Source organism: Actinoplanes sp. KI2 (assembly GCF_025630775.1).
Classification (GTDB): domain Bacteria; phylum Actinomycetota; class Actinomycetes; order Mycobacteriales; family Micromonosporaceae; genus Actinoplanes.
Genome location: NZ_JAOSZE010000067.1, coordinates 18,936 through 39,039 on the forward strand (window position 1 = coordinate 18,936; position 20,104 = coordinate 39,039).

Consider the following 20,104-nt stretch of genomic DNA (forward strand, 5'->3'; position numbering starts at 1 on the left):
ATCCAGCTCCCTTTCTATTGGAGGTTTTCGATGCGTCGTGCCGTTCGGGTGGTCGTCGCCGGTGGCGTGGCCGCTCTTTTTGCTGCCGGTTGTGGGAGCGCTCCCAGCCCCGGGCCGGTCAGCCCGGCGGCTCCCACCGCCGCGCCGGAGACCAAGGCGACCTGCGAGGCGGTCGGCGAGGCGTACACGAAGAACATCGGGCCGTTCGCCGAGGCGCTGACCGCGATGGTGCAGCCGAACGCGACCGCGGCGAGCCGCGCCACCGCCCAGCGCAAGCTCCGGGCGCTCGCCGACTCGCTGCGCGGTGCGACCCAGAGCAGCGGGGACGCGCGGCTGCGCTCGGACGGCAAGCAGGCCGCCGACCAGCTGCAGGCCCGATCGGCGGACGCGAAGTTCTTCGGCACGATCAAGACGACCCACGACGTCGACACGGTACTCGGGCCGTCGCTGAAACAGTGGCTGTCGCCGGTCACTCACCACTGTTCCTGAGGACGGCCACCGCCGGCTCGTGCAGGCTGCCCATCCAGACGTCGCCGCCGTGCTCGCGGACTCCGGTGACCATGTGGAACCGCTTCGGGTCGCCGGTCAGGTCGTGCACCAGGCCGCCGAGGTTGTCGTACGCCTGCACCCGGACGGTCCGCTTCGGGCCCGGCTGCAACACCTCGGGGATGCGGGTGACCCCGCGGCGCACCCAGAGCGGGCCCTGCTGGATCCGTTCGACCAGCGCGTCCTTCGGGCTGGCCAGGGCGACCCAGATCAGGCCGTCGCTGCCGCGGGAGATGTTGTCCGGGTAGCCGGGGAGATCCTCGGCGAGGAAGTCCCGGGTGCCCGCCCGGGGGCCGGTCAGCCAGTGCCGCACAATGGTCCGGACGGCCGTCTCGGCGACCGCGACGAAGGACTCGTCCGAGGCGAGCGCGACACCGTTGGCGAAGGCGAGATCCTTCTCGATCGTGCTGACCTTGCCGTCCGGGTCGCGCCTGCGGAGCCGGCCGGTGCGCGTCACCTCGACCGTCTCGGCCCGCCACTCGTCGATGGGGTGGATCGCCGACGAGTCGGAGAAGTAGATCGTCCCGTCGGCGGCGACCGCGGCGTTGTTGCAGAACTTCATGTCGCCGACCAGGTCCTCGATCGCGCCGGTGGCCAGCTCGACGGTGATCAGGCCGCGCCGGGCGTCACAGACCAGCAACCTGTCGGAACCGAGGAGTTCGATCCCGAGCGGCCGGCCACCCGTGTCGGCCACGGGCGAGACCCGGCCGCTCGCCGGATCGATCCGGTGTATGACCCCGTCCTCGGTTCCCGTATAGACCTCACCGCCCGGCCCCACGACAACATCCTCGGCGCCACGCCCCGGCACCACGATCACCCGGAAATCCATGGGGAAGACTATGCGCCATCGTGGGGCGGGCCGGTCAACCCCTCCGGCCAACCCTCAGAGCACGCCGGCAAAGCGCAGGAACGAGGGGATGTCGTCGACCGGGGAGCCGTCCGGCAGGCGCACGCCCTGGCTCGGCGACCAGCTCGTCCGGTGCAGGTACGACGCCGGGTCGTGGCGGATCTGACCGATGATCGTCTCGGCGACGATCCGGCTGCCCACCGGACCCAGCGAGTTGCCCTGCGCCTTCACCTCCGACTCGCGCAGCACGTAGAACCACAACGGCGTCCGGGTCGCGAAGTTGCCGTCGGCGATCGCGGCGGCCACCGGGCCCGTCCCGGCGACCTCCTCGGCGGTCAGCCGGGGGAGACCCAGCAGGTCGGCGACCGCCTGGCCGGTCGGCAGCCCGAGCCGGTAGCCGCGCAGCAGGTTGCGCCGGGCCAGGTGCTTGAGCAGGGCGAGCAGGTCGGGCGTGCCGGTCTCGCCGGCCGTCTGGTTGACCATGGCGGCCAGCGGCGCGGACAGGTGGGTGTCGATCCGGCGGGCGAACCTGTCCGGCAACAGGCTGTCGGAGTCGACGAACCGGTTCCACTCGACCGGCCAGTTGCTCGGCAGCGTCGGGTTGTTTCCCAGCCCGCCGACCCCGGTGAAGACGAACAGCAGGCCCAGCGACGCGTTGGGCAGTGTGTTGTTGCCGGGGCGGCCGAAGTTGCGGTTCCAGTCGTACGCGCCGCGGACCATGCTGCGCCCGAACCGGTACGCCGCGACCGAGAACTCGAGCGGCATGAACGTGCCGTCGTAGAGCGTGTCGGCGTCGTTGCCGAGCACGAAGTCCACCACGTCGGGCACCGTCACGGTGCGCAGGAAGTCGTGCACGACCAGCCACTGATACGTCCAGCGGGTCAGGTCGCGGGCGCGCAGGAAGACGTCGCTCGCACCGGTCCGCTGCGGCTCGTTGGCCCGGACCCAGTCGACGGCGGCGTTGTGGAAGCGCAGGAACGCCACGTGCAGCTGGGCCACCACGAGGTTTTCGTCGTTGCGCGCGTCGCCGACCAGCGGCACCTTGTCGGCCCGGCGCGGCAGGTCACGGGCGAGGTCGTCGACCGGCGGGATGCGGACGCCGACGTTGACCGGGGTCAGCGTGCCGAGCCGCAGCTTGGCCCGGTCCTCGGCCTGGTAGGGCACGGCGATCTCGGCCGGGTCGGCCGGCGCCGGCGCGAACGGCCCGTCGCCGTACACCGAATCGAGGTTGAGCGCGGGGTTGCGGGCGTTCTTGAGCAGCGTGCGCACCTGGTCGGGGTCGAGCGGCGGCAGCGGCGTGTCCCGGATGCTGATCACCTTGTCGTTGTCGGTGGCGGCGGTGAGGTCGTGGTCGACGAACTGGCCCCAGTACGTGTAGATCGGCGGGATCGGCGAGCCGCGGTCGTCGGCCGGCGGCTCCTGGTCGATCATCGCGGCGCCGAGCTCGTTGAGCGCCGCCACCGTGGTGGCGACCTCGTCGTCGCTGCCGGCCGGCAGGTGCGCATCCGGCTTGCCGACCAGATCCGGGAAGAGGTAGTCGAAGTCGGTGGTCGCCACCGCGGCGTCCGCCGGCGCCTGCACCACCTCGCTGAGCCTGGTCCAGCCCTCCTCGGCGAGCTCGCCGGCGTCCGGCGCGGTGTCGGCGATCGCGTGCCCGCCGTGTCCGAGGTGGGTGATGATCGTGCTGAGTTGGCCGTTGCGTTTCATGAGAGGTCCCCCGTTTCTCGTCTGTCGCCAGCCTGACTCGCCGGTCGCCGGGCTGCCTCGGGGAACTCCCTCGGTTGGCGGATGGGCGACAAATCCACCACGTAGCGCACGAGTTGCGTGCGGGAGCTGACCCCGAGCTTCCGGTACGCGCTGGTCAGATGCGTCTCGACGGTCTTGCGGGACAGCCGCAGCGCGGTCGCCGCCTGCGGGTTGCTCAGCCCGCCCGCGACCGCGCGCACCACTTCGGACTCCCGCCGGGTCAGCCCCTCGAGGACCGTCTCGTCGGTCCGCAGCGGCAGGTCCGGCACCCCCGGGATCGGCTCGCGGGCGGCGAGCACCAGGGCGACCGGGTGTTCCCGCACGCGGCGCGCGGCGAACAGCAGCGCGGCCGCGGACGGCTCGTCGATCAGGTCGGCGTCGTCGACCACGACCAGCAGCGGGCGGGCCCGCGCCGCGGTGGTCAGCAAGGTCAAGGTCGCCATGCAGATCGCGTACGCGTCGGGGCCGCCCGCCGGTGCGTCCCGCAGGGCCAGCGCCGCCCCGAGCGCCCGTGCCTGCGGCGGCGGCAGCGTCGGCAGCCCCGCGAGCAGCGGCCGCACGAGATCACCCAGCGCTGCGTACGGCAGGGTTGCCTCGTCGGCCACGCCCGAGGTGGCGAGCACGCGCGGCGGCGGTGCCGACCCCGCGGCGGCGGTCGTGCCCGGGGCGTGACTGACCAGGCGAGCCAGCAGCGCCGACTTCCCGGCGCCCGGCTCGCCGGTGACCGCTACCGCGCCGCCCCGTCCGGCTCGTAGCCCGGCGACCAGCCGTTCGAGGCGTCGCAGGTGCGGCGCCCGGCCGATCGAGAGAGCGTGCGGCTTCGACTCCCATGGCATCGAGCCTCCGGGCGGAATCCGCGCACTGTCCAAACCCGACTCTGCCCGGCGGACCTGTGAACCACCTGGTAAGAATGCTGAGAGTTTGCCGACCTACCCCCGTCGCGGGCGGGGAAGCAGGGCGGGGACGTCGCTCATGTGTTTTGCGTACGCCGGACGGCGCGCCACCGATCGGCGGTCCATCAGCGGCACGCTGACGAAGGCGAACAACAGCACCATGACCAGCGGCCCGGCGACCGTCCACCACCAGCCCGGCGCCGCGGCGAGCCCGAACAGCCACAGCCCCCACCAGAAGGTGATCTCGCCGAGGTAGTTGGGGTGCCGCGAGTACCGCCACAGCCCGGTGTCGATGATCTGCCCGCGGTGGGCCGGCTCGCGCGTGAACCGCCGCAGCTGACGGTCGGCGACCGCCTCGGTCAGGATCGCGCCGGCCGTCACGGCGGCGGCCACCACGTCGAGCGGGCCGAACGGCCGGTCGAGGATCGTCGTCGCGGGCCAGACCGGGAGCAGGCCGGCGAAGACGACGAGCGTCGGCATCAGCTGGATGCCGGTCAGGTTGACCACCCAGAACGGCATCCACCGGGGTCGTTGCTCGCGCAGCTGGACGTACCGCCAGTCCTCGTGGCCGAGGCCGCGCCAGCCCACGGCCCAGTTCGCGGTCAGCCGGACCGCCCAGATCAACACCAGGGTGAGTACGAGGATCTGCCGGGCGCTTCCGTCGTGCCGCCAGAGCACCCAGGCCACGACGATGACCGCCGGGGCGACACTCCAATAGGGGTCGTAGAGGCTGGCGTTGCCGACCGCGGTGCTGACCAGGAACACGACGACGGTCGCCGCGAGGTCGGCCTCGAACGTGTGCAGCAGGGGCCGGGCACCGGGGGCGGTGGCCGCCACGGCCCAGGCGACGAGCCCGGCCGCGGCGTACGCCATCGTCACCACGCCGAAGCCCACCCGGCGCGACCATGCTCTTCTGATCATCGGAGCCCCTCGGAGGTGGCGACGGGTCGTTCCGGGATCATAGGGCGGGTGGCCGACACTTCGTGGCTCATCGATGCCCGGAGGTCGCCGCTCGACCCCGCGCCGCTCGACCCCGCGTCGCCCGGGCCGGGCGCGATGATCGTGGCCGGGCGCCGCTGAAATGTGCACTCCACAGTGCGCGTTCGGGTCGCCGAAATGCGCACTGGCGAAGTGCGCGGTCCGGCCGCCGAAATGTGCATTCTGTTTTGCGCGTTTGCGCTGGTGGGAAAGCCGCGCGATAGTACGCGTCATGTCGACCGTTCGTCGCGTCGCCGCCGTCGCCATTGCCGCGACCGTCATTCTTGGCCTGTCCGCGTCCGGGGCTCAGGCGCATCGTCACACGACATTGTTCGTCTCGCCGCACGGGTCCGATTCCGCGGCCGGGACGGCCCGCGCCCCGATGCGGACGCCGCAGGCCGCGGTCGATCGGCTCGGACGGGCGGGCGGCACCGTGCGGCTCGCCCGCGGCGCGTACCCGAAACAGCGGATCGTGCTGAACGGCCGTGACCATGTCGCGATCGTGGGCTCGCCGGGGGCCGTGCTCGACGGCACGGGGCTGACGGTGCCGGACGGGCAGAACGGCATGGTCGAGATCCGCAACAGCTCCGATGTCACCGTGTCGGGGCTCGGCATCACCGGGTACCGGACGACCTCGCTGGACGCCGTGCCGATCGGGATCTTCGTGACCGGCGCGGGACACGGAATCCGGCTGCTCGGCAACCACGTCCACCATCTCGGCAACGACAACGGGACGCTGGGCAGCTTCGACATGAACGCGCACGGCATCGCGGTCTACGGCACGAACGCCCAGCGGTCGATCTCGGACGTCCGGATCAGCGGCAACGAGCTCGACCATCTGGTGCTCGGGGCGAGCGAGTCGTTGGTGCTCAACGGGAACGTCGACGGCTGGTCGGTGACGCGCAACGTCATTCACGACGACAACAACATCGGCATCGACGCGATCGGGTTCGAGCACACCATTTCCGGTCCGGCCCGATTCACCGACGTCAACCGGGCGCGGCACGGGCTGATCGCCGGCAATTGGGTGTCCCGGATCATCAGCGAGGGCAATCCGGCGTACTGGGAGGACGGCTCCTGGTGCAATTGCGCGGACGGCATCTACGTCGACGGCGGCGGCTCGATCGTCATTGCCGGCAACCGGGTGGACGCCTCCGACATCGGCATCGAGGTCGCCTCGGAATGGAAGCAGGGCCGCACGAACGACATCCGGGTCACCGGTAACGCGGTGACCGGCAGCCGCTACACCGGGCTGGCGGTCGGCGGGTACGACCAGGACCGCGGCGAGGCGTACGACGTCACGGTGACCGGGAACTGGCTGCGCGGCAACAACACCCTGCGCGACGGTTCGCCCGAGATGCTGCTGCAGTACTACGTGCACGACACCACGATCGCCCACAACACGGTCATCTCGACCAACCCGGGCCAGACCGTTCTGCTCTACCGCGACGCCCCGGCCGGGGGCGCCGCGAAGAACGCCCGGCTGGTCCTCGACCACAACACGTATCAGGGGCGGGCCGCCGCCGGCCACGAGCTCTACTACTGGAACGGCGTCGAGCGGCAGGGGCTCGCGGCCTACCGGGCGGCGAGCGGCCAGGACGGGTCGAGCACGTACACGGTGAGCCGCTGACCGAGGGAAACCTTCGCCGCCGACCGAGGGAAACCTTCGCCGTAGACCGAGCGGAACCGAAGCGGGCTCCGGGCCCGTCGAAGGGGCGTGAACAGAAAGCTGATAGCCCTCCTCGCGGTCGCCCTGTTGGTCGGCGCCTGCGGGTCGACGGTTCCGGGCGATGCCGGGCGGATCGACGCGAAGCTGGTCAGCGACCTCCAACCCGGCGATGCGCAGGCCGTCGCGCGGTCGGTGGACGCGTTCGGGTTCGACCTGTTCCGCCAGCTGGCCGACGGGAAGCAGAACACGATCACGTCCCCGCTGTCGGTGGCCGTGCTGCTCGCGATGGTCCTGGCCGGCGCGGACGGTGACACGGCCACCCGGATGGCCGAGGTGCTGCACCTCGGCGAGCGCCGCGACGTGCGCGTGGGCGCCCTGCTGCGCGAGCTCGCCGACACCGACGAGGTGAAGCTGTCGGTCGCCGACGCGCTCTGGGCGAGCCCTCGTACGCCGCTGCAGAAGGACTTTCAAGATTTCGTACGCCGGACCTTCGGCGCCACGGTCGAGCAGGACGATCTGGCGTCGCCGCAGATCGTCCGGACGATCGACGACTGGGCCTCGAAGAACACCGGCGGCCGGATCGACCACATCGCCTCCGACCTGGGGCTGCCCGACCCGCAGTCGGCCGTGGTGCTGCTCAACGCGGTGTACTTCCTCGGCCGGTGGCAGACGCCGTTCGACGCCGGCAACACCCGGCCCGCGCCGTTCGCGGTCGGCGGCGGCGCGCCCGTGGACGTGCCGACGATGTGGCTCGGCCACACGACCCTCGGCTACGCCCAGCTCGACGGCTACCGGATGCTGCGCCTGCCGTACGGCAAGCATGGTCGCTACGGCATGGAGATCATGCTGCCGGACCGGGGCCGCTCCCTCTCCGGCCTGCTCGCGGGGCTCGACGAGGCCAAGTGGCGATCCGCGGTCGGGCGCCTCGGCGAGACGGAGATCGAGCAGGTGACGCTGCCGAAGTTCGAGCTGCGCTGGTCGGGCGGCCTGCTGAAACCGCTGCAGCGGCTCGGCCTGCCGACGACCGGCTTCAGCAGCATGTCGGCGGCCGATCCGGCGCTGACCACGGTCGTGCACAAGACCTATGTCAAGGTCGACGAGCAGGGCACCGAGGCCGCCGCGGTCACCGGCGGGAACATGGCCATGTCGGCCCGCGCGAACCCGCTCGAGTTCCGGGTGGACCGGCCGTTCGCGTTCACCATCTCCGACACCGAGACCGGCGCGATCCTCTTCCTCGGCGCGGTCACCGACCCGCGATCCTGACCGGGGATCGCGGGCCGGTGACCGGCTCAGTGCCAGGTGTCGCCGGTCGACTGGGTGCAGGCGCTGCCGGTGGTGAGGACCCGGTTCGCGCCCGATTCCCAGGTCACCGCGGAGCCGTTCTTCTTCACGTACTTGTATTCGACCGTGGTGTTCGCCGGCAGGCTCACCGTGCCCTGCCAGACCGGGTACGCCGCCGAGGACAGGGCCACGCCGCCGCTGGTGTTCCAGTTGCTCAGCTCGGCGCGGTTGCCGAGCACGTAGATGTTCTCGCCCCACACCGTGGTGGCGTTCACGGCGAACGTCACGGCGACCGTCGAGCAGGAGGTCGTCGAGGTGCGGGCGTTCACGTGCAGGGCCAGCATCGAGTTCGCCGGCACCGATGCGGTCAGCGTGCCCGACGAGCTGACCGTGTAGGTCGGTCCGCTGCACGTACCGCCGCTGTAGTCGCCGTGCGCGACGTCGCAGTAGGTGCCGGCGGGCAGGCCGGTCGTGAAGGTCCGGCTGAGCGTTGCGCCGTCCCGGTTGAAGATTGCGTACGCCGCGGAGCCGCGCCCGAACGCAATTTGATCGCCGCCGTTGGACCACCAGTTCGTCACCGCCGTGCCGGCCGCCGCGTTGTGGAAGCCGACCATGTTCTCGGTGGTGCGCCAGCGATGCTCGCAGGCCCAGCCGGACGAGCAGTTCACCGCGGTGGTGGTGCCGTTGGAGGCGGCGGGCGGGCCGGCGTCGGCGTTGCTGAACGTGAAGCTGCTCATCACCGACGGCGTCCCGTACGGATAGGCCAGCATGAACGCCTCGGCAAGCGCGTACGTGGTCCCGTCCTTGTAGGTCAGTTTCGCTCGCCCGTTGCGCTGGGTGTCATGGTTGTCGATGAAGGCGACCGCGTCCCCGCTCGCCACCAGCATCTGGCTCGGCAGGTTCTGCAGGCCGGACAGGTTGGCGTCGTGGAACGCGTTGCCGACCACGTCGCCGTACCGGAACTCGGTCACGTCGCCGATCCCGGTGTACTCGGTCGGGCTGATCTCCCCGGCGCCGCCCTCGATCGTCTCCTGGAAGATGTACGGCGTGCCGCTGAGCTTGCCGTAGATCGCCTGCAGGTCACCGGCCGGGATGTGCTTGGCCGCGTCCACCCGGAACCCGTCGACGCCCAGCGAGATCAGGTCGTTCAGGTACCCGTCGATCTTGCCGCGGACGTACGACGACTCGGTCGCCAGGTCGGACAGGTCGACCAGCTCGCAGTTCTGCACCTCCCAGCGGTCGGCCCAGTTGACGATGTCGTCGTTGCCGTTGCGCCCGCAGTGGTGGAAGTCGTTGGTGCCGTACGGGACCGCCGGGTACGAGTAGTGGCTGTAGGTCGACCCGGCGCTGCCGGTGCCGGTGGACGCGCCGCCGGCCATGTGGTTGATCACCGCGTCTACGTAGATCTTCACGCCCGCCGTGTGGCAGGTCTTGACCATCGACGCGAACGCGGCCCGGTCGCCGCGCCGGGACACCAGCTGGTAGCTGACCGGCTGGTAGTCCTGCCACCACGGGTAGCCGGAGCCGGGCAGCACCACGTGCTCCTGCGGCGGCGACACCTGCACGGCGCCGAAGCCCTTGGGGCCCAGCACGTTCGTGCACTCGGACGCCACCGACGCCCAGGGCCATTCGAAGAGGTGGACGATGACATCGCGCGCCCCGGGGCTCGCGTCGGTCTTGGCGTCGGCCTGGTGCGGGCGGCCGATCGCCACGGTGACCGCGGCGGTGAGCAGGACCAGGGCGCCGGGGATCGCCCAGCGGCGGGTTCTCATCGGGTACCTCCGGACGGGCCCTGGCCGGGGTGCGGCGGGGCCACTTTTCTCGCTGATATGGACGGTGCGACGGTGAACGGTCGTGGCTGCGGGCGGGGGAGGAGGAACGCCGGCGCCGCTGGCCGCGGCGCCGACCCTTCCGGCAGGTCAGCGAAGGTACGGCCCATCGGCCCCGACCTTTCCGGGCGCGGGGTTGCCGGGCAGCGCGAGCACGTACACCCGCAGGTCGCCCTTCGCGCTGACCGAGGCGGTCAGCGTGCCATTGGTAACGGTCTTGACGTCACCGGTGACGGCGTCGGTGTACGTACCGTTCGGAATCCCGGTGAACGTGGCACCGGTCGAGACGGTCACCAGCGCGAAGCTGTCCACCGACCCGGACGTGTAGCGCCGCTTGTAGGCGATGTCGCCGCTGACCCCGTCGGTCGAGTACTGGCCCATCTGCAGGGCGGGGATCGCCCGGCGGATCTGGTTGAGCCGCTGCACGTGCTTGACCAGCGGCTGGGTGAGCGTGCCGGCGACCGCGCCGGTCGCGCTGCTCACCACCGAGTAGTCGGACGCCGTCACCGAGCCGTCGACGTGGTCGCCGTAGTAGGCACGGCCCGTGGTTGCGAGGGGGCAGGACGGGCCGCAGTCGATCTGCTTGCCGGCCTGGAACTCGATCTCCGAGCCGTAGTAGAGCGTCGGGATGCCGCGGAACGTCCACATCAGCGACATGTTCTCGGCCCAGGCGTCGGTGCCGCCGGTGTAGCGGGTGGACGACTTGTTCGGGCCGTAGTCGTGCGAGTCGACATAGACCGCGTTGTAGGTGGCGTCGTTGACCGAGTCGTCCGAGTCCTTGCCGTTGCGGAACGCGTTCCCGGCGTCCGAGAAGTTCATGTGCATCCGCATGTCGATGATGTTCATGCCGGAGAACTGGCTGTGGTCCGGCGCGTGATACGCGTTGCCGTTGAGGAACGCGTTGGTGCTGACCGGCTGGTTCCCGGTGCCCAGCTGCTCCTCGTAGTTGTACTGGTCGAGGGCGGCCTGCACGTCGTCGTCGACGTACGTCCGGCGCTCCTTCCAGGTGAAGAACTGGGCCGAGTGGTTGACCGAGCCGCGGTTCCATTTGTCGTTGACGAAGGCGCCGACCTCACCGAAGACGTAGAAGTCCTGCGCCTTGCTCGCGCCGTACTTCTGAATCAGGTGTTGTTGCAACGCCGGCAGGAACCGGCGGTTCCAGGTCACCCGGGGAATGTGTACGGCGGTGTCGACCCGGAACCCGTCCACGCCCATGTCGATGTATTTGTTGTACGCGTCGATCAGGTACTTCTGGACGACCGGATTCTCGGTGTTGAAGTCGGCGAGGTCGTCCGCAAGCCAGCAGGAGCGGGAGTCCTCGCCCTCCCAGTTGCCGATCCAGCACTGGTGATAGAGCGTCGACGGGAACATGCCCGAGGTCGGCGACGGCCATTGGCAGTTGTGATTGGCGTACCCCTGCGGGCTGTAGGTCCCGTTCGCGACGCCCCAGTTCCGGCAGGTGTTGCCGGTCGGCTCGGTGGTGCTCCACAGGTCGCCGTTGTAGGCGCGGCCCTGGGCGAGCTGGTTCTGGGCGGCGGTCAATGTCGGGTCGGTGCCGTGGAACTCGGCCAGCGGGTCGTATTGCTGCCCGTCGACCTTCGTGCTGTACATCCAGTCCCACTGGCCGTCCTTGGCGCCCCACACCTTGGGCACGAAGAGGCCGTTCGCGCCCCACCGCGAGGAATGGTTGTAGACCACGTCCTGGAAGATCTTCAGGCCCTTGGCGTGCGCCTTGTCGATCAGATCCTGGTACGTTGAGCCGGGCGATTCGAGCCGCGGGTCCACCCGGAAGAAATCCCAGCCGTGGTAGCCGTGGTAGTCGTAGTCGGACCGGTTGAGCACGACCGGCGTGATCCAGATGGCCGAGAATCCGAGCCCCTTGATGTAGTCGAGCTTGTCGATCAGCCCCTTGAAATCGCCGCGGAACATCGGGTCGTGGTTCGCCGCGTTCCCGGACGAGATGTCCTGGCTCCCGCCGCGGTCGTTCGAGGTGTCCCCGTCGTAGAACCGCGCGGTCAGCACGAAATAGATGCTCTCCTTGCGGGGGTCGCCGCCGAGCATCTCGCCGCCGGCCGCCGCGGGCGGAGCGTCGCCGGTCGTCACCGTCCGGGTGGCGCTCGCCGCGGAGAGGTTTCCGGCCGCGTCGACCGCCCGCACCGTGTAGCCGTACGAGGTCTGCGCCGCCAGGCTGCCGTCGATGTACGAGTTGTACCCGCTGGTCAGCACGACCGTCCCGCCGCTGCCGCCACTGCGGGTGATCTGGTAGCCGGTCACTCCCCGGTCATCGGTCGACGCGGTCCAACCCAGCGTGACGGTCACGTGGTCGACGCTCGCGGTCAATCCGGTCGGCGTGCTCGGCGCGGTGGTGTCGGCCGGCACCGCGCTGCACGGATCGGTGGCGTCGCCGGTGACCACGCCGTCCTTCACCGTCGAGGTGCCCGCGTTCAGCGCGTAGTTCTTGCCGTTGTTGTTGTCCCAGCTCCCGGACCCGTTGTTGAAGGTGGCCGCGAGGGTCGTGGCCGCCCCGAGCTCGACGGTCTTCTTCACCCATCCGGTGCACGCCGTCTCGTTCATCGCCACGCCCGGCACGGTCGTCCACGCCCCGCCGGTCGGCGCGTAGTGCAGGTAGACCGTCGCCCAGTTCCGGCTGCCCTGGGCGTAGAAGACGGTCGCCGTGTTGTCCCCGGCCGGCGGCGTCGTGACGGTGCACGGGTCGGCCGAGGTCACCACCCCGCCGGTGATCGTGACGACGCCGGTGCCGACGCTGTAGTTGCGGCCCGAGTTGTTGTCCCAGGTGCCCGACCCGTTGGTGAAGGTGGTCTGCATCCCGGTCGCGCTGCCCAGGTCGATGTCCTTGCGGTACCAGCCGGCGCAGTCGGTGACCGCGGTCATCGGGACACCCGGGACGGTGGTCCACGAGCCGCCGGTCGGGGCGTAGTGGATGTTCACCGTGCTCCAGCTCGAGGACGGCTTGTAGAACACGGTGACGCTGTTCGTGGTCGCCGCCGACGCCGGCGTGACGACGAGGGGGATGGCGGCCAGGGCCGCGAGGACGGCGGAAAGCCACTTTCTGGACACGGAAGACTCCTCCATCGACCTTCGGTGGCGATGCGTCGCAGGACGATGTGCGGCAAAGCCCGTGACACGGGTGTAATCCCGCGTTCATATTGGTCGAGACGCTAGCAACGACTTGCATCGATTGGAAGAGTTTTCGCCGATGTTGCAAATACCTACGGAGACGTGCGTCGATCTGGTCCAGCCCATGCCGGCGCTACGCTCTGATCAACGGCCGAAAGCTAGCCCGCGGGGGCCTCGTCCCCGGGGCGGGTGCGCCGGCTCATCTGCGCGCTTGCCGCAACGGTCTGTTCGGTGGGCTCCCGGCGGATCGCCTCGTACGCGGCGAAGGCCCGGGCGGCGTCCGCCTGCTCCCGGAGGCAGCGCGCCAGCGTCACCGCGTCCTCCAACGCCATCGACGCGCCCTGGGCCGCCGCCGGCGATGCGGCGTGCGCGGCATCACCGGCGAGCACCATGGCTCCGCGATGCCAGACCGGCGTGGTCGGCACGTCGTACGAGTCGCCCCCGGTGACATCGCCGCCGGTCGCACCGATCACCGCGGCGGCCGGCGACGCGTCGTCCCCGAACGCCAGCAACGCCCGCTCGCGCCACTGCGCGGCCGTGATCGTGGACTGTTCCGGCCCCGCCTGCGGCCCGGGAATCCGCGCGAACCACCAGGTACGCCCGTCGGGTGCCGCCGTGTAGCCGAAGAACCCCCGGCTTCCGAAGATCATGTGGTACGCGTCCGGGGCGGTGGGTGCCGGCGCGCCGGACGCGTAGCCGTAGATCACCGCCTGGCCGGTGTAGCGCGGGCGCGGGGCGTCCGGGTCGATCAGGCTGCGGGTCGCCGAATGGATCCCGTCCGCGCCGACGAGGATGTCGCCGGCCACGGAACCGCCGTCGGCGAAGGTCGCCCGCACCCCACCACCGGCGATCATCCCGGCCCGGACCAGCCGGCGTCCGTGCTCGATGCGCACGCCGCGCGCCACCGCCTCGCCCTGCAGCGCCCGGTACAGCGTGGACCGCAGCAGGGTGCGCGGCCCCGCGTCGTCCGCATCGCCGATCCCGCGGGTCTCCAGCAGCCGCCCCTCGGCATCGTGGATCCGCACGCCGGCGGCCGGGTACGACCCGGCGATCACCGGCCGGTGCGCGTCGAGGGAGCGCAGTGCCGCCATGCCGTTGCCCATCACGGTGAGGAACGCGCCCGCATCGTCCCCGCCGGCCGGATACGCCTCGTACACGACGGGCTCGAACCCCGCCGCCCGCAACGCGATGGCGGTGGCGCAACCGGCGACGCCGCCGCCGATCACGAGAGCCTTGGTCATCAGATTCCTCCCGTGCAGTACCCGGCGCAGCGCTACCGGTGCGGCGCCCCGGCAGCAGACGCTACCTGCGCCGCCGGGTCATGCCTGCCCGGCACGACTCCGCGAAGGGCGCATTGGACAGGTGGCCGACGGTCGATTAACGTATAGATTGTCGCCGTTGCGAGTTCTTCCCCCGTGGAATTCGCAGCGGCGCCTTTCTGCCACCACCCGGCCGGCACCGTGAGCGCCTGGGGCGCGTGACCTGCCGCTGGGGTAGTCGTGCTGGTGTGGAGGCGAGCGCCGGACGCATCGATGGACGTTGCATGTTAGCTTCGGCGAGTGTGGGCGAGTTGCTGAACGGTCGACGCCATGACCGGGCGGCCGAGGATGCCGCGCGGCGGCGGAGCCGGTGACGATGGAGAACCGCCAGGCCGTCACGGAGACGACGGCGGCGGAACCCCGATACCGCAACCCGGAAGCGTGGCGCGGGCGCATGACGCTCTCGCCAAGGTCGCACGAGCAGGGCGGCCGAGCGAGGGTAGCGGTCAGTCCCGGGAACCTGTCGGCGAATCCTCAGCACCGGCGAACGCACCCGACTTCGCCGATGTCGAGATCGACTCCGGGAAGATCACGTCCTACGCCATGAACCCGGACCATCCGGTGGGTGGCAACAAATATCGCGTCATCAACAGCGCCACGGGTTTGGACGCCGGTGACGCCGTGCGGATCGACCAGCAAATCCGGGACGGCGTACTCAACGGCACGCCGATCAAGGGCAAAGTTGACCAGTACGGTCAGCGGTGGGCGGTCGACGTGCCGCTGACCGGTCCCCGAGGCACTATCACTGTGCGCACGGCCTGGATACTCGACGTCGGATCTACGACCCCACGATTGGTGACCATCTCATTCCCGTAGCGGGGGGAACATGGAGCTTTACGACACTGTCCGACTTCTTGTCGACCTACCCGAGGAGGGCCTGGCCGCGGGAGCGATTGGTGCGGTCGTGCATGTTTTCGAGGAGCCGCACCGGGCCTACGAGGTGGAGTTCACCGATGGAAGCGGCCGCACGATCGCCCAAGTTCCATTGACGTCAGACCAAATTCACCAGGTCGCCCCATCGGACCTGTGACGGCGTTCCACACGCGGCCCAGCCGGCCGACGACAAACGACGGTGCGGGCCGCCTGGCGGGGCGGCCCGCACCGTTACCGGTGGCCGGGCGGTTGCCCCCGTCTGCGGATGACGCAGGAGGGCGGGAGTTGCCGGCCTAGAGGCGGGCCGCCGTCACCCGGGACGATTCGTACGTCGTGTAGGCGTCGGGCAGGTCCGGCACGGTCGACACGTCCTTGACCAGCATGCCGGTCTTGGCGTCGACGGTCAGCACCTCGGTGCCCTGGCCGCCGAAGACCGCGGGGCCCGCGGTGATCGTCAGGGTGGCCTTGCCGTTGGTGGTCGAGTTCTTGACGCTGACCGCGGAGATGGTGGACAGCAGACGCAGCACGCCCACCCGGACCTGCGTGTTGCCGTCGCCGGCGGACAGCGCTTCGGTGCTGTAGGTCCACAGGGCGTTGTCGAAGTGCCGCTGGACGGCTTGCGGGCTGTACGGCTTCGGCTTGGCGTTGCCGCCCTTCTGCTTGATGATCGCCTGGGCGGCCGCCTGCTGCTTGTCCCACTCCGCCTGCTGCGCCGCGGGGGCGAGGCCGACCAGCGGGTCCTTGGCTGCCTTGAGCATCCGGGTCCGGCCGTCGGCCGGGCTGTTGTCCGCCGCGGCGATGGCTGCCTGGAGGAGCGGTGCGTAGCCGCCGGCCTTCATCTGGTCCTGGTGGCGGGTGATCGCACGCTTGATGTCCGGCACGCTGTTGCCCGTGTAGATCGCGTGACCGTCGGTGTACAGGGTGTAGACGACCTGCATCGTCTTGGTGCCGTGGACCTGGGTCGCTTTCACCAGCCACGCGTCGCCCGCCGACGGCGTGGTCGTCTTGATGTATCCGGCCAGAGTCAGCAGCGGCGCACGGTCGGCGGACCCGTCAACGGTGGCCGACGCTACCGGCGCCGACGGATCCTTGCCGGCCACCGCACCCCCGGTCGCCGACGAGTTGAGCACCAGAGCGACGACCGCAGCTGCGGCGGCAACCCCCACCCCGGCACCGATGCCGAACCGGCCCGCGACACCGATCCCGCGACGGTGGTGGATCGCCGGGCTCGATCGGTGGTCCGGCGTGGTTGTCGTTTCCCTGGTGGAAGTGGTCTCCATAGTGGTGTCCTCCGCTGAAATCGCGCCCAGCAACCGCACGGTTGCGGGGTCGGCCATCGCTGCCCGCAGCACCGCCCGCGCCCGCTGGTACGCCTCCGGGCGCAGTGGTTCTGCGCTGCCCAACTCACCGATCAGATCCAGCTCGTCGGTCATCGGTGTCTCTCCTTCGCGCTGTTGCGATCCCTCAGAAGCGCGGACACCCCCGGCGCGTCCCGCAATGCCGTCCTGGCCTGGCTCAACAACCGCCGGGCGGTGCCGGCCGGCATACCGAGCGCCCGCGCGGCGTCGGCCGCCGTCAGGTCCTCCCAGGCGACGAGCCTCAGGACCTCCCGCTCCTCGGGTTTGAGCCGCATCAGGGCCGACCGGAGTACCGCCCGGGCGTCCACGCCGAGGTCCACCGCCGACCACGGATCCCAACCGGTTGCCAGGTCCGCCACGTCCGCGACCAGGTCCTCGGCCGGCCGGGACCGCCAGTAGCGACGCAGCCGGTTCAACGCCACCCCGTACAGCCACGGCCGCGCATCGTCGTACGACCGGTCGTACGATCGCCGCGACTCGAACGCCGCAACCCAAACCTCGCCCAGCAGGTCCTCGGCCGCATCGCGCCCCACCCGACGAGCGAGGTACGAACCGACCGCGACCTCATGACGCTCGACCACCTCCACGAAGGCGTCGACATCGCCATCCAGCGACCGGCCTATCAAGTCCGCATCCGAAGCCATGGCCCTCCTCGGCAAACTCCGCGCTTCCAACCTGACATTGCCGATCGACCCGCAAAGTGTTCAGGCTCCGAGCCGCAGAGGTCCGCCGCCCGCTGAATCGTCCGGCCGCCATTCTCGGTGCCCGCCTCTCCGTTAGGCTCGCCACGCCGGGTCGGGGAGCGATCGCTACGGAGGACGATGATGGGCGTGCCGGTCCTGCTCGAGCGCCTCCATCGGTCCGGGATGCGGGATGTCGTCGCGGTGGAACCGGTGACCGGTGGGCTCGCCGCGCTCGCGGGCATCGCAACCCGCCGGGACGGCGCGCCACTGGTGTTTCGTCAAAGCGTTCGCCGGCGCCCTCGATGATGACGTCTTCGTCGCGGAGGCCGACGGGCTGGCCGCCCTGCGCGAGGGCGGCCTGGCGACACCCGACGTGATCCTGGCAAACCGGGAGCTTCTGGTGTTGTCGGCACTGCAGGCGCGACCGCGGACCGAGGCCTTCTGGGAGCAGTTTGCGCACGCGCTCGCCCACCTGCACACGAGCACGGTCCACCCCCGCTTCGGATGGCACCGCGACAACTGGCTGGGTCGCCGCCGGCAGATCAACACCTGGAACGACGACGGCTTCGCGTTCTTCGCCGAGCATCGACTGTGGACCACCTCGCCCCCGCCCGAGGCCCGGGGGTTCTTCGCGCTCTACGCGGAGCTGACCTCGCTCGACAGCGGCTGGCAGGCTCGCATGCCGATCATCCAGCTGCGACAACACCTCGCGGTGCTGGCCCAGTTCGACCACGACTGGGCGCGGGCGAGCTGGTCCGCGCCACCCTCGCCCCCTTCCGCGTGCGGACTTAACCCGTTCCGAACACCCCCGCAACAGCGACGGCGCACACATCAAACAATCGCGGCCGAGCATCGGGGTTGTGAAGACGACCGAGACTCACTGCCCGTACTGCGCGCTGCAGTGCGGCATGACGCTGACCCCGGGCTTGCCACGGGTGCGGTTGGAGCCGCGCGACTTCCCGGTGAACCGGGGCGGCCTGTGCGCCAAGGGCTACACCGCGGCGGATCTGCTGGATCATCCGGATCGGTTGCTCACTCCGCTGGTACGCAAGGAGCCCGGCGACCGGCGGAGCCCGCTGCGCGAAGCCGGCTGGGACGAGGCCTTGTCGCTGACCACCAAGGCGATCCAGGCGGCACAGCAGTCGTACGGGCCGGACAGCGTCGGAGCGTTCGGCGGCGGCGGGCTGACCAACGAGAAGGCGTACGCGCTGGGCAAGTTCGTCCGGGTGGCGCTGCGGTCGTCCTCGATCGACTACAACGGCCGGTTCTGCATGTCGGCGGCGGCGACCGCGGCGAACCGATCGCTCGGCGTGGACCGCGGGTTGCCGTTCCCGCTCGAGGACGTGGCACGCGCCCGTTCCGTGCTGATCGTCGGAGCGAACCCGGCGGACGCGATGCCGCCGTCGATGCAGTATCTCGACGCGGGCCGGGCGGCCGGGGCGCGGCACATCGTGGTCGACCCGCGCCGCACGGCCACCGCGGCCGGCGCGCACCTCCACCTGCAACCGCTCCCCGGCACCGATCTGGCGCTGGCCAACGGCCTGCTGCACATCGCCATCCGGGAGGGCTACGTCGACGAGGTCTACGTCGCGGAGCGGACCACCGGGTTCGGGGCGGTCCGTGCGGCCACCAATGCCTACTGGCCGGAGCGGGTCGAGCGGATCACCGGTGTGCCGGAGGCACAGATGCGGGAGACCGTGCGCCTGCTGGCCACCGAGCGCCCGGCGATGATCCTTACCGCGCGCGGCGCCGAACAGCACAGCAACGGCACGGACACGGCGCAGGCGTACCTGAACCTGGCGTTGGCCCTCGGGCTGGTCGGCAGGCCGTTCTCCGGATACGGCACGATCACCGGCCAGGGCAACGGACAGGGCGGCCGGGAGCATGGCCAGAAGGCCGACCAGCTACCCGGCTATCGAAGGATCGACGACCCCGCCGCACGGGCACACGTCGCCGCGGTGTGGGGGATCGACCCCGACGAGCTGCCCGGGCCGGGCCGATCCGCGTACGAGATGCTCGATCGCCTCGGCACCCCCGACGGGGTACGTGTCCTGCTGGTGCTGGCCAGCAACATCGCGGTCAGCGCACCGCACAGCAACCGGGTCGCCGATCGGCTGGGCGACCTCGATTTTCTCGTCGTCTCGGACATTTTCCGCTCGGAGACCGCGGAGCTCGCCGACGTTGTCCTTCCTACCGCCCAATGGGCCGAGGAGGAGGGCACGATGACCAACCTGGAGGGCCGGGTGCTGCGACGCAAGCGCGCGCTGCCCCCGCCGCCGGACGTCAGGACCGATCTCGAGGTGCTCGCGGAGCTGGCCGCCAGGCTGGGCCGGGGCGAGTTCTTCTCGAGCGACCCGCGTGCCGTCTTCGACGAGTTGCGCCGGGCCAGCGCCGGCGGGATCGCGGATTACGCCGGGATCACCTGGCAGCGCATCGAGGCCGAGAACGGCGTCTTCTGGCCCTGCCCCTCCGAGGATCATCCCGGCACCCCGCGGTTGTTCGCCGACGGCTTCCCCACGCCGTCGGGCAAGGCCAGGTTCGTCCGGGTCGAGCATCGCGATCCGGCCGAGCTGCCCGACCGGCAGTTCCCGTACGTCCTGACCACCGGCCGCAACATGCAGCATTACCAGAGCGGCACCCAGACCCGCCGGGTGAAGGCGCTGACCGTGGCCCTCCCCGAGCCGCGCGCGGAGATTCACCCGGACCTCGCGCGTCGGCACGGCATCGCCGACGGTGACCTGGTCGAGCTGCGCAGCCGGCGTGGGGCCGCGGTGATGCGAGCCCGGCTGTCCGACGGGATCCGCCCGGACACCGTCTTCGCCCCGTTCCACTGGCCGGGCGCGAACGCGCTCACCAACCCGGCCCTCGATCCCCATTCCCGGATGCCCGCGTTCAAGGTGTGCGCGGTGGCGATCACCCGACACGAGAAAGGAACCGATTAGCC

The 20,104-nt window shown here is 70.4% G+C and carries 15 protein-coding genes and 1 pseudogene; 7 read left to right on the forward strand and 9 right to left on the reverse strand.

The features are described 5' to 3' along the window. The first annotated feature begins 30 nt into the window (after window positions 1-30). Entirely contained in the window at window positions 31-489 is a 459-nt protein-coding gene (locus tag ODJ79_RS42935) for a hypothetical protein (RefSeq protein WP_263029488.1), read from the forward strand. Here the strand turns inward: ODJ79_RS42935 and ODJ79_RS42940 are convergent. From ODJ79_RS42940 to ODJ79_RS42955, 4 genes are all read right to left on the reverse strand, one after another. Further along, a complete protein-coding gene (locus ODJ79_RS42940) occupies window positions 470-1,375 on the reverse strand; it encodes an SMP-30/gluconolactonase/LRE family protein (protein ID WP_263029489.1) in 906 nt (301 codons plus the stop codon). The two genes, ODJ79_RS42935 and ODJ79_RS42940, sit on opposite strands and share 20 nt — an antisense overlap. 54 nt (window positions 1,376-1,429) lie before the next feature. Beyond that, on the reverse strand, window positions 1,430-3,100 hold the full coding sequence (locus ODJ79_RS42945) for a peroxidase family protein (RefSeq protein WP_263029490.1): 1,671 nt from the start codon (window positions 3,098-3,100) through the stop codon (window positions 1,430-1,432). After that, window positions 3,097-3,975, reverse strand: coding sequence for a helix-turn-helix transcriptional regulator (locus tag ODJ79_RS42950; RefSeq protein ID WP_263029491.1), 879 nt, complete (start codon window positions 3,973-3,975; stop codon window positions 3,097-3,099). Before ODJ79_RS42950 ends, ODJ79_RS42945 begins: the two co-directional genes overlap by 4 nt. Before the next feature lie 93 nt (window positions 3,976-4,068). Further along, window positions 4,069-4,953: a DUF1295 domain-containing protein gene (locus ODJ79_RS42955; RefSeq protein WP_263029492.1), complete on the reverse strand. Its 885-nt coding sequence runs from the start codon at window positions 4,951-4,953 to the stop codon at window positions 4,069-4,071. 289 nt (window positions 4,954-5,242) lie between these two features. Between ODJ79_RS42955 and ODJ79_RS42960 the strand changes: the two genes are divergently transcribed. Beyond that, window positions 5,243-6,640 carry a hypothetical protein gene (locus ODJ79_RS42960; protein ID WP_263029493.1) on the forward strand — a complete coding sequence of 466 codons (1,398 nt, stop codon included), beginning with the start codon at window positions 5,243-5,245 and terminating at the stop codon, window positions 6,638-6,640. A gap of 87 nt (window positions 6,641-6,727) precedes the next feature. Further along, the gene (locus ODJ79_RS42965; RefSeq protein ID WP_263029494.1) at window positions 6,728-7,942 is read left to right on the forward strand and encodes a serpin family protein; all 1,215 of its coding nucleotides are present in this window, start codon (window positions 6,728-6,730) and stop codon (window positions 7,940-7,942) included. Between the two features lie 26 nt (window positions 7,943-7,968). Here the strand turns inward: ODJ79_RS42965 and ODJ79_RS42970 are convergent, their stop codons facing one another. From ODJ79_RS42970 to ODJ79_RS42980, 3 genes are all read right to left on the reverse strand, one after another. Further along, window positions 7,969-9,732, reverse strand: coding sequence for a carbohydrate-binding module family 20 domain-containing protein (locus tag ODJ79_RS42970; RefSeq protein ID WP_263029495.1), 1,764 nt, complete (start codon window positions 9,730-9,732; stop codon window positions 7,969-7,971). A gap of 147 nt (window positions 9,733-9,879) precedes the next feature. After that, the gene (locus ODJ79_RS42975) at window positions 9,880-12,867 is read right to left on the reverse strand and encodes a carbohydrate binding domain-containing protein (RefSeq protein WP_263029496.1); all 2,988 of its coding nucleotides are present in this window, start codon (window positions 12,865-12,867) and stop codon (window positions 9,880-9,882) included. Window positions 12,868-13,085: 218 nt separating this feature from the next. Beyond that, on the reverse strand, window positions 13,086-14,168 hold the full coding sequence (locus ODJ79_RS42980; protein WP_263029497.1) for an FAD-dependent monooxygenase: 1,083 nt from the start codon (window positions 14,166-14,168) through the stop codon (window positions 13,086-13,088). Between the two features lie 459 nt (window positions 14,169-14,627). Between ODJ79_RS42980 and ODJ79_RS42985 the strand changes: the two genes are divergently transcribed. Both ODJ79_RS42985 and ODJ79_RS42990 read left to right on the forward strand, forming a co-directional pair. Beyond that, window positions 14,628-15,062, forward strand: a complete 435-nt coding sequence (locus ODJ79_RS42985) for a DUF6883 domain-containing protein (RefSeq protein ID WP_263029498.1) — start codon at window positions 14,628-14,630, stop codon at window positions 15,060-15,062. A 10-nt stretch (window positions 15,063-15,072) separates the two neighbouring features. After that, complete coding sequence (locus ODJ79_RS42990; protein WP_263029499.1) at window positions 15,073-15,276, forward strand: DUF4926 domain-containing protein; 204 nt, start codon at window positions 15,073-15,075, stop codon at window positions 15,274-15,276. 136 nt (window positions 15,277-15,412) lie between these two features. On the opposite strand, the gene ODJ79_RS42995 is transcribed toward ODJ79_RS42990, so the two are convergent. Together ODJ79_RS42995 and ODJ79_RS43000 are read right to left on the reverse strand one after the other, a co-directional pair. Further along, complete coding sequence (locus ODJ79_RS42995) at window positions 15,413-16,552, reverse strand: hypothetical protein (protein WP_263029500.1); 1,140 nt, start codon at window positions 16,550-16,552, stop codon at window positions 15,413-15,415. Continuing rightward, window positions 16,549-17,121, reverse strand: coding sequence for an RNA polymerase sigma factor (locus ODJ79_RS43000; protein ID WP_263029501.1), 573 nt, complete (start codon window positions 17,119-17,121; stop codon window positions 16,549-16,551). Before ODJ79_RS43000 ends, ODJ79_RS42995 begins: the two co-directional genes overlap by 4 nt. Before the next feature lie 256 nt (window positions 17,122-17,377). Between ODJ79_RS43000 and ODJ79_RS43005 the strand changes: the two are divergent. Both ODJ79_RS43005 and ODJ79_RS43010 read left to right on the forward strand, forming a co-directional pair. Then, window positions 17,378-17,692 (forward strand): annotated as a pseudogene (locus tag ODJ79_RS43005) (fructosamine kinase family protein); the annotation flags it as partial. Between the two features lie 328 nt (window positions 17,693-18,020). Further along, window positions 18,021-20,102 (forward strand): molybdopterin oxidoreductase family protein, encoded by a 2,082-nt coding sequence (locus ODJ79_RS43010; protein ID WP_263029502.1) that lies wholly within the window; start codon window positions 18,021-18,023, stop codon window positions 20,100-20,102. Window positions 20,103-20,104 lie beyond the last annotated feature (2 nt).

Coding starts and splice junctions, on each gene's coding strand:
- ODJ79_RS42980 (WP_263029497.1), bottom strand. CDS start 14,168: ATGACCAAGGCTCTCGTGATCGGCGGCGGCGTCGCCGGTTGCGCCACC.
- ODJ79_RS42945 (WP_263029490.1), bottom strand. CDS start 3,100: ATGAAACGCAACGGCCAACTCAGCACGATCATCACCCACCTCGGACAC.
- ODJ79_RS43000 (WP_263029501.1), bottom strand. CDS start 17,121: ATGGCTTCGGATGCGGACTTGATAGGCCGGTCGCTGGATGGCGATGTC.
- ODJ79_RS42970 (WP_263029495.1), bottom strand. CDS start 9,732: ATGAGAACCCGCCGCTGGGCGATCCCCGGCGCCCTGGTCCTGCTCACC.
- ODJ79_RS42990 (WP_263029499.1), top strand. CDS start 15,073: ATGGAGCTTTACGACACTGTCCGACTTCTTGTCGACCTACCCGAGGAG.
- ODJ79_RS42960 (WP_263029493.1), top strand. CDS start 5,243: ATGTCGACCGTTCGTCGCGTCGCCGCCGTCGCCATTGCCGCGACCGTC.
- ODJ79_RS42950 (WP_263029491.1), bottom strand. CDS start 3,975: ATGCCATGGGAGTCGAAGCCGCACGCTCTCTCGATCGGCCGGGCGCCG.
- ODJ79_RS42940 (WP_263029489.1), bottom strand. CDS start 1,375: ATGGATTTCCGGGTGATCGTGGTGCCGGGGCGTGGCGCCGAGGATGTT.
- ODJ79_RS42935 (WP_263029488.1), top strand. CDS start 31: ATGCGTCGTGCCGTTCGGGTGGTCGTCGCCGGTGGCGTGGCCGCTCTT.
- ODJ79_RS42995 (WP_263029500.1), bottom strand. CDS start 16,552: ATGACCGACGAGCTGGATCTGATCGGTGAGTTGGGCAGCGCAGAACCA.
- ODJ79_RS42955 (WP_263029492.1), bottom strand. CDS start 4,953: ATGATCAGAAGAGCATGGTCGCGCCGGGTGGGCTTCGGCGTGGTGACG.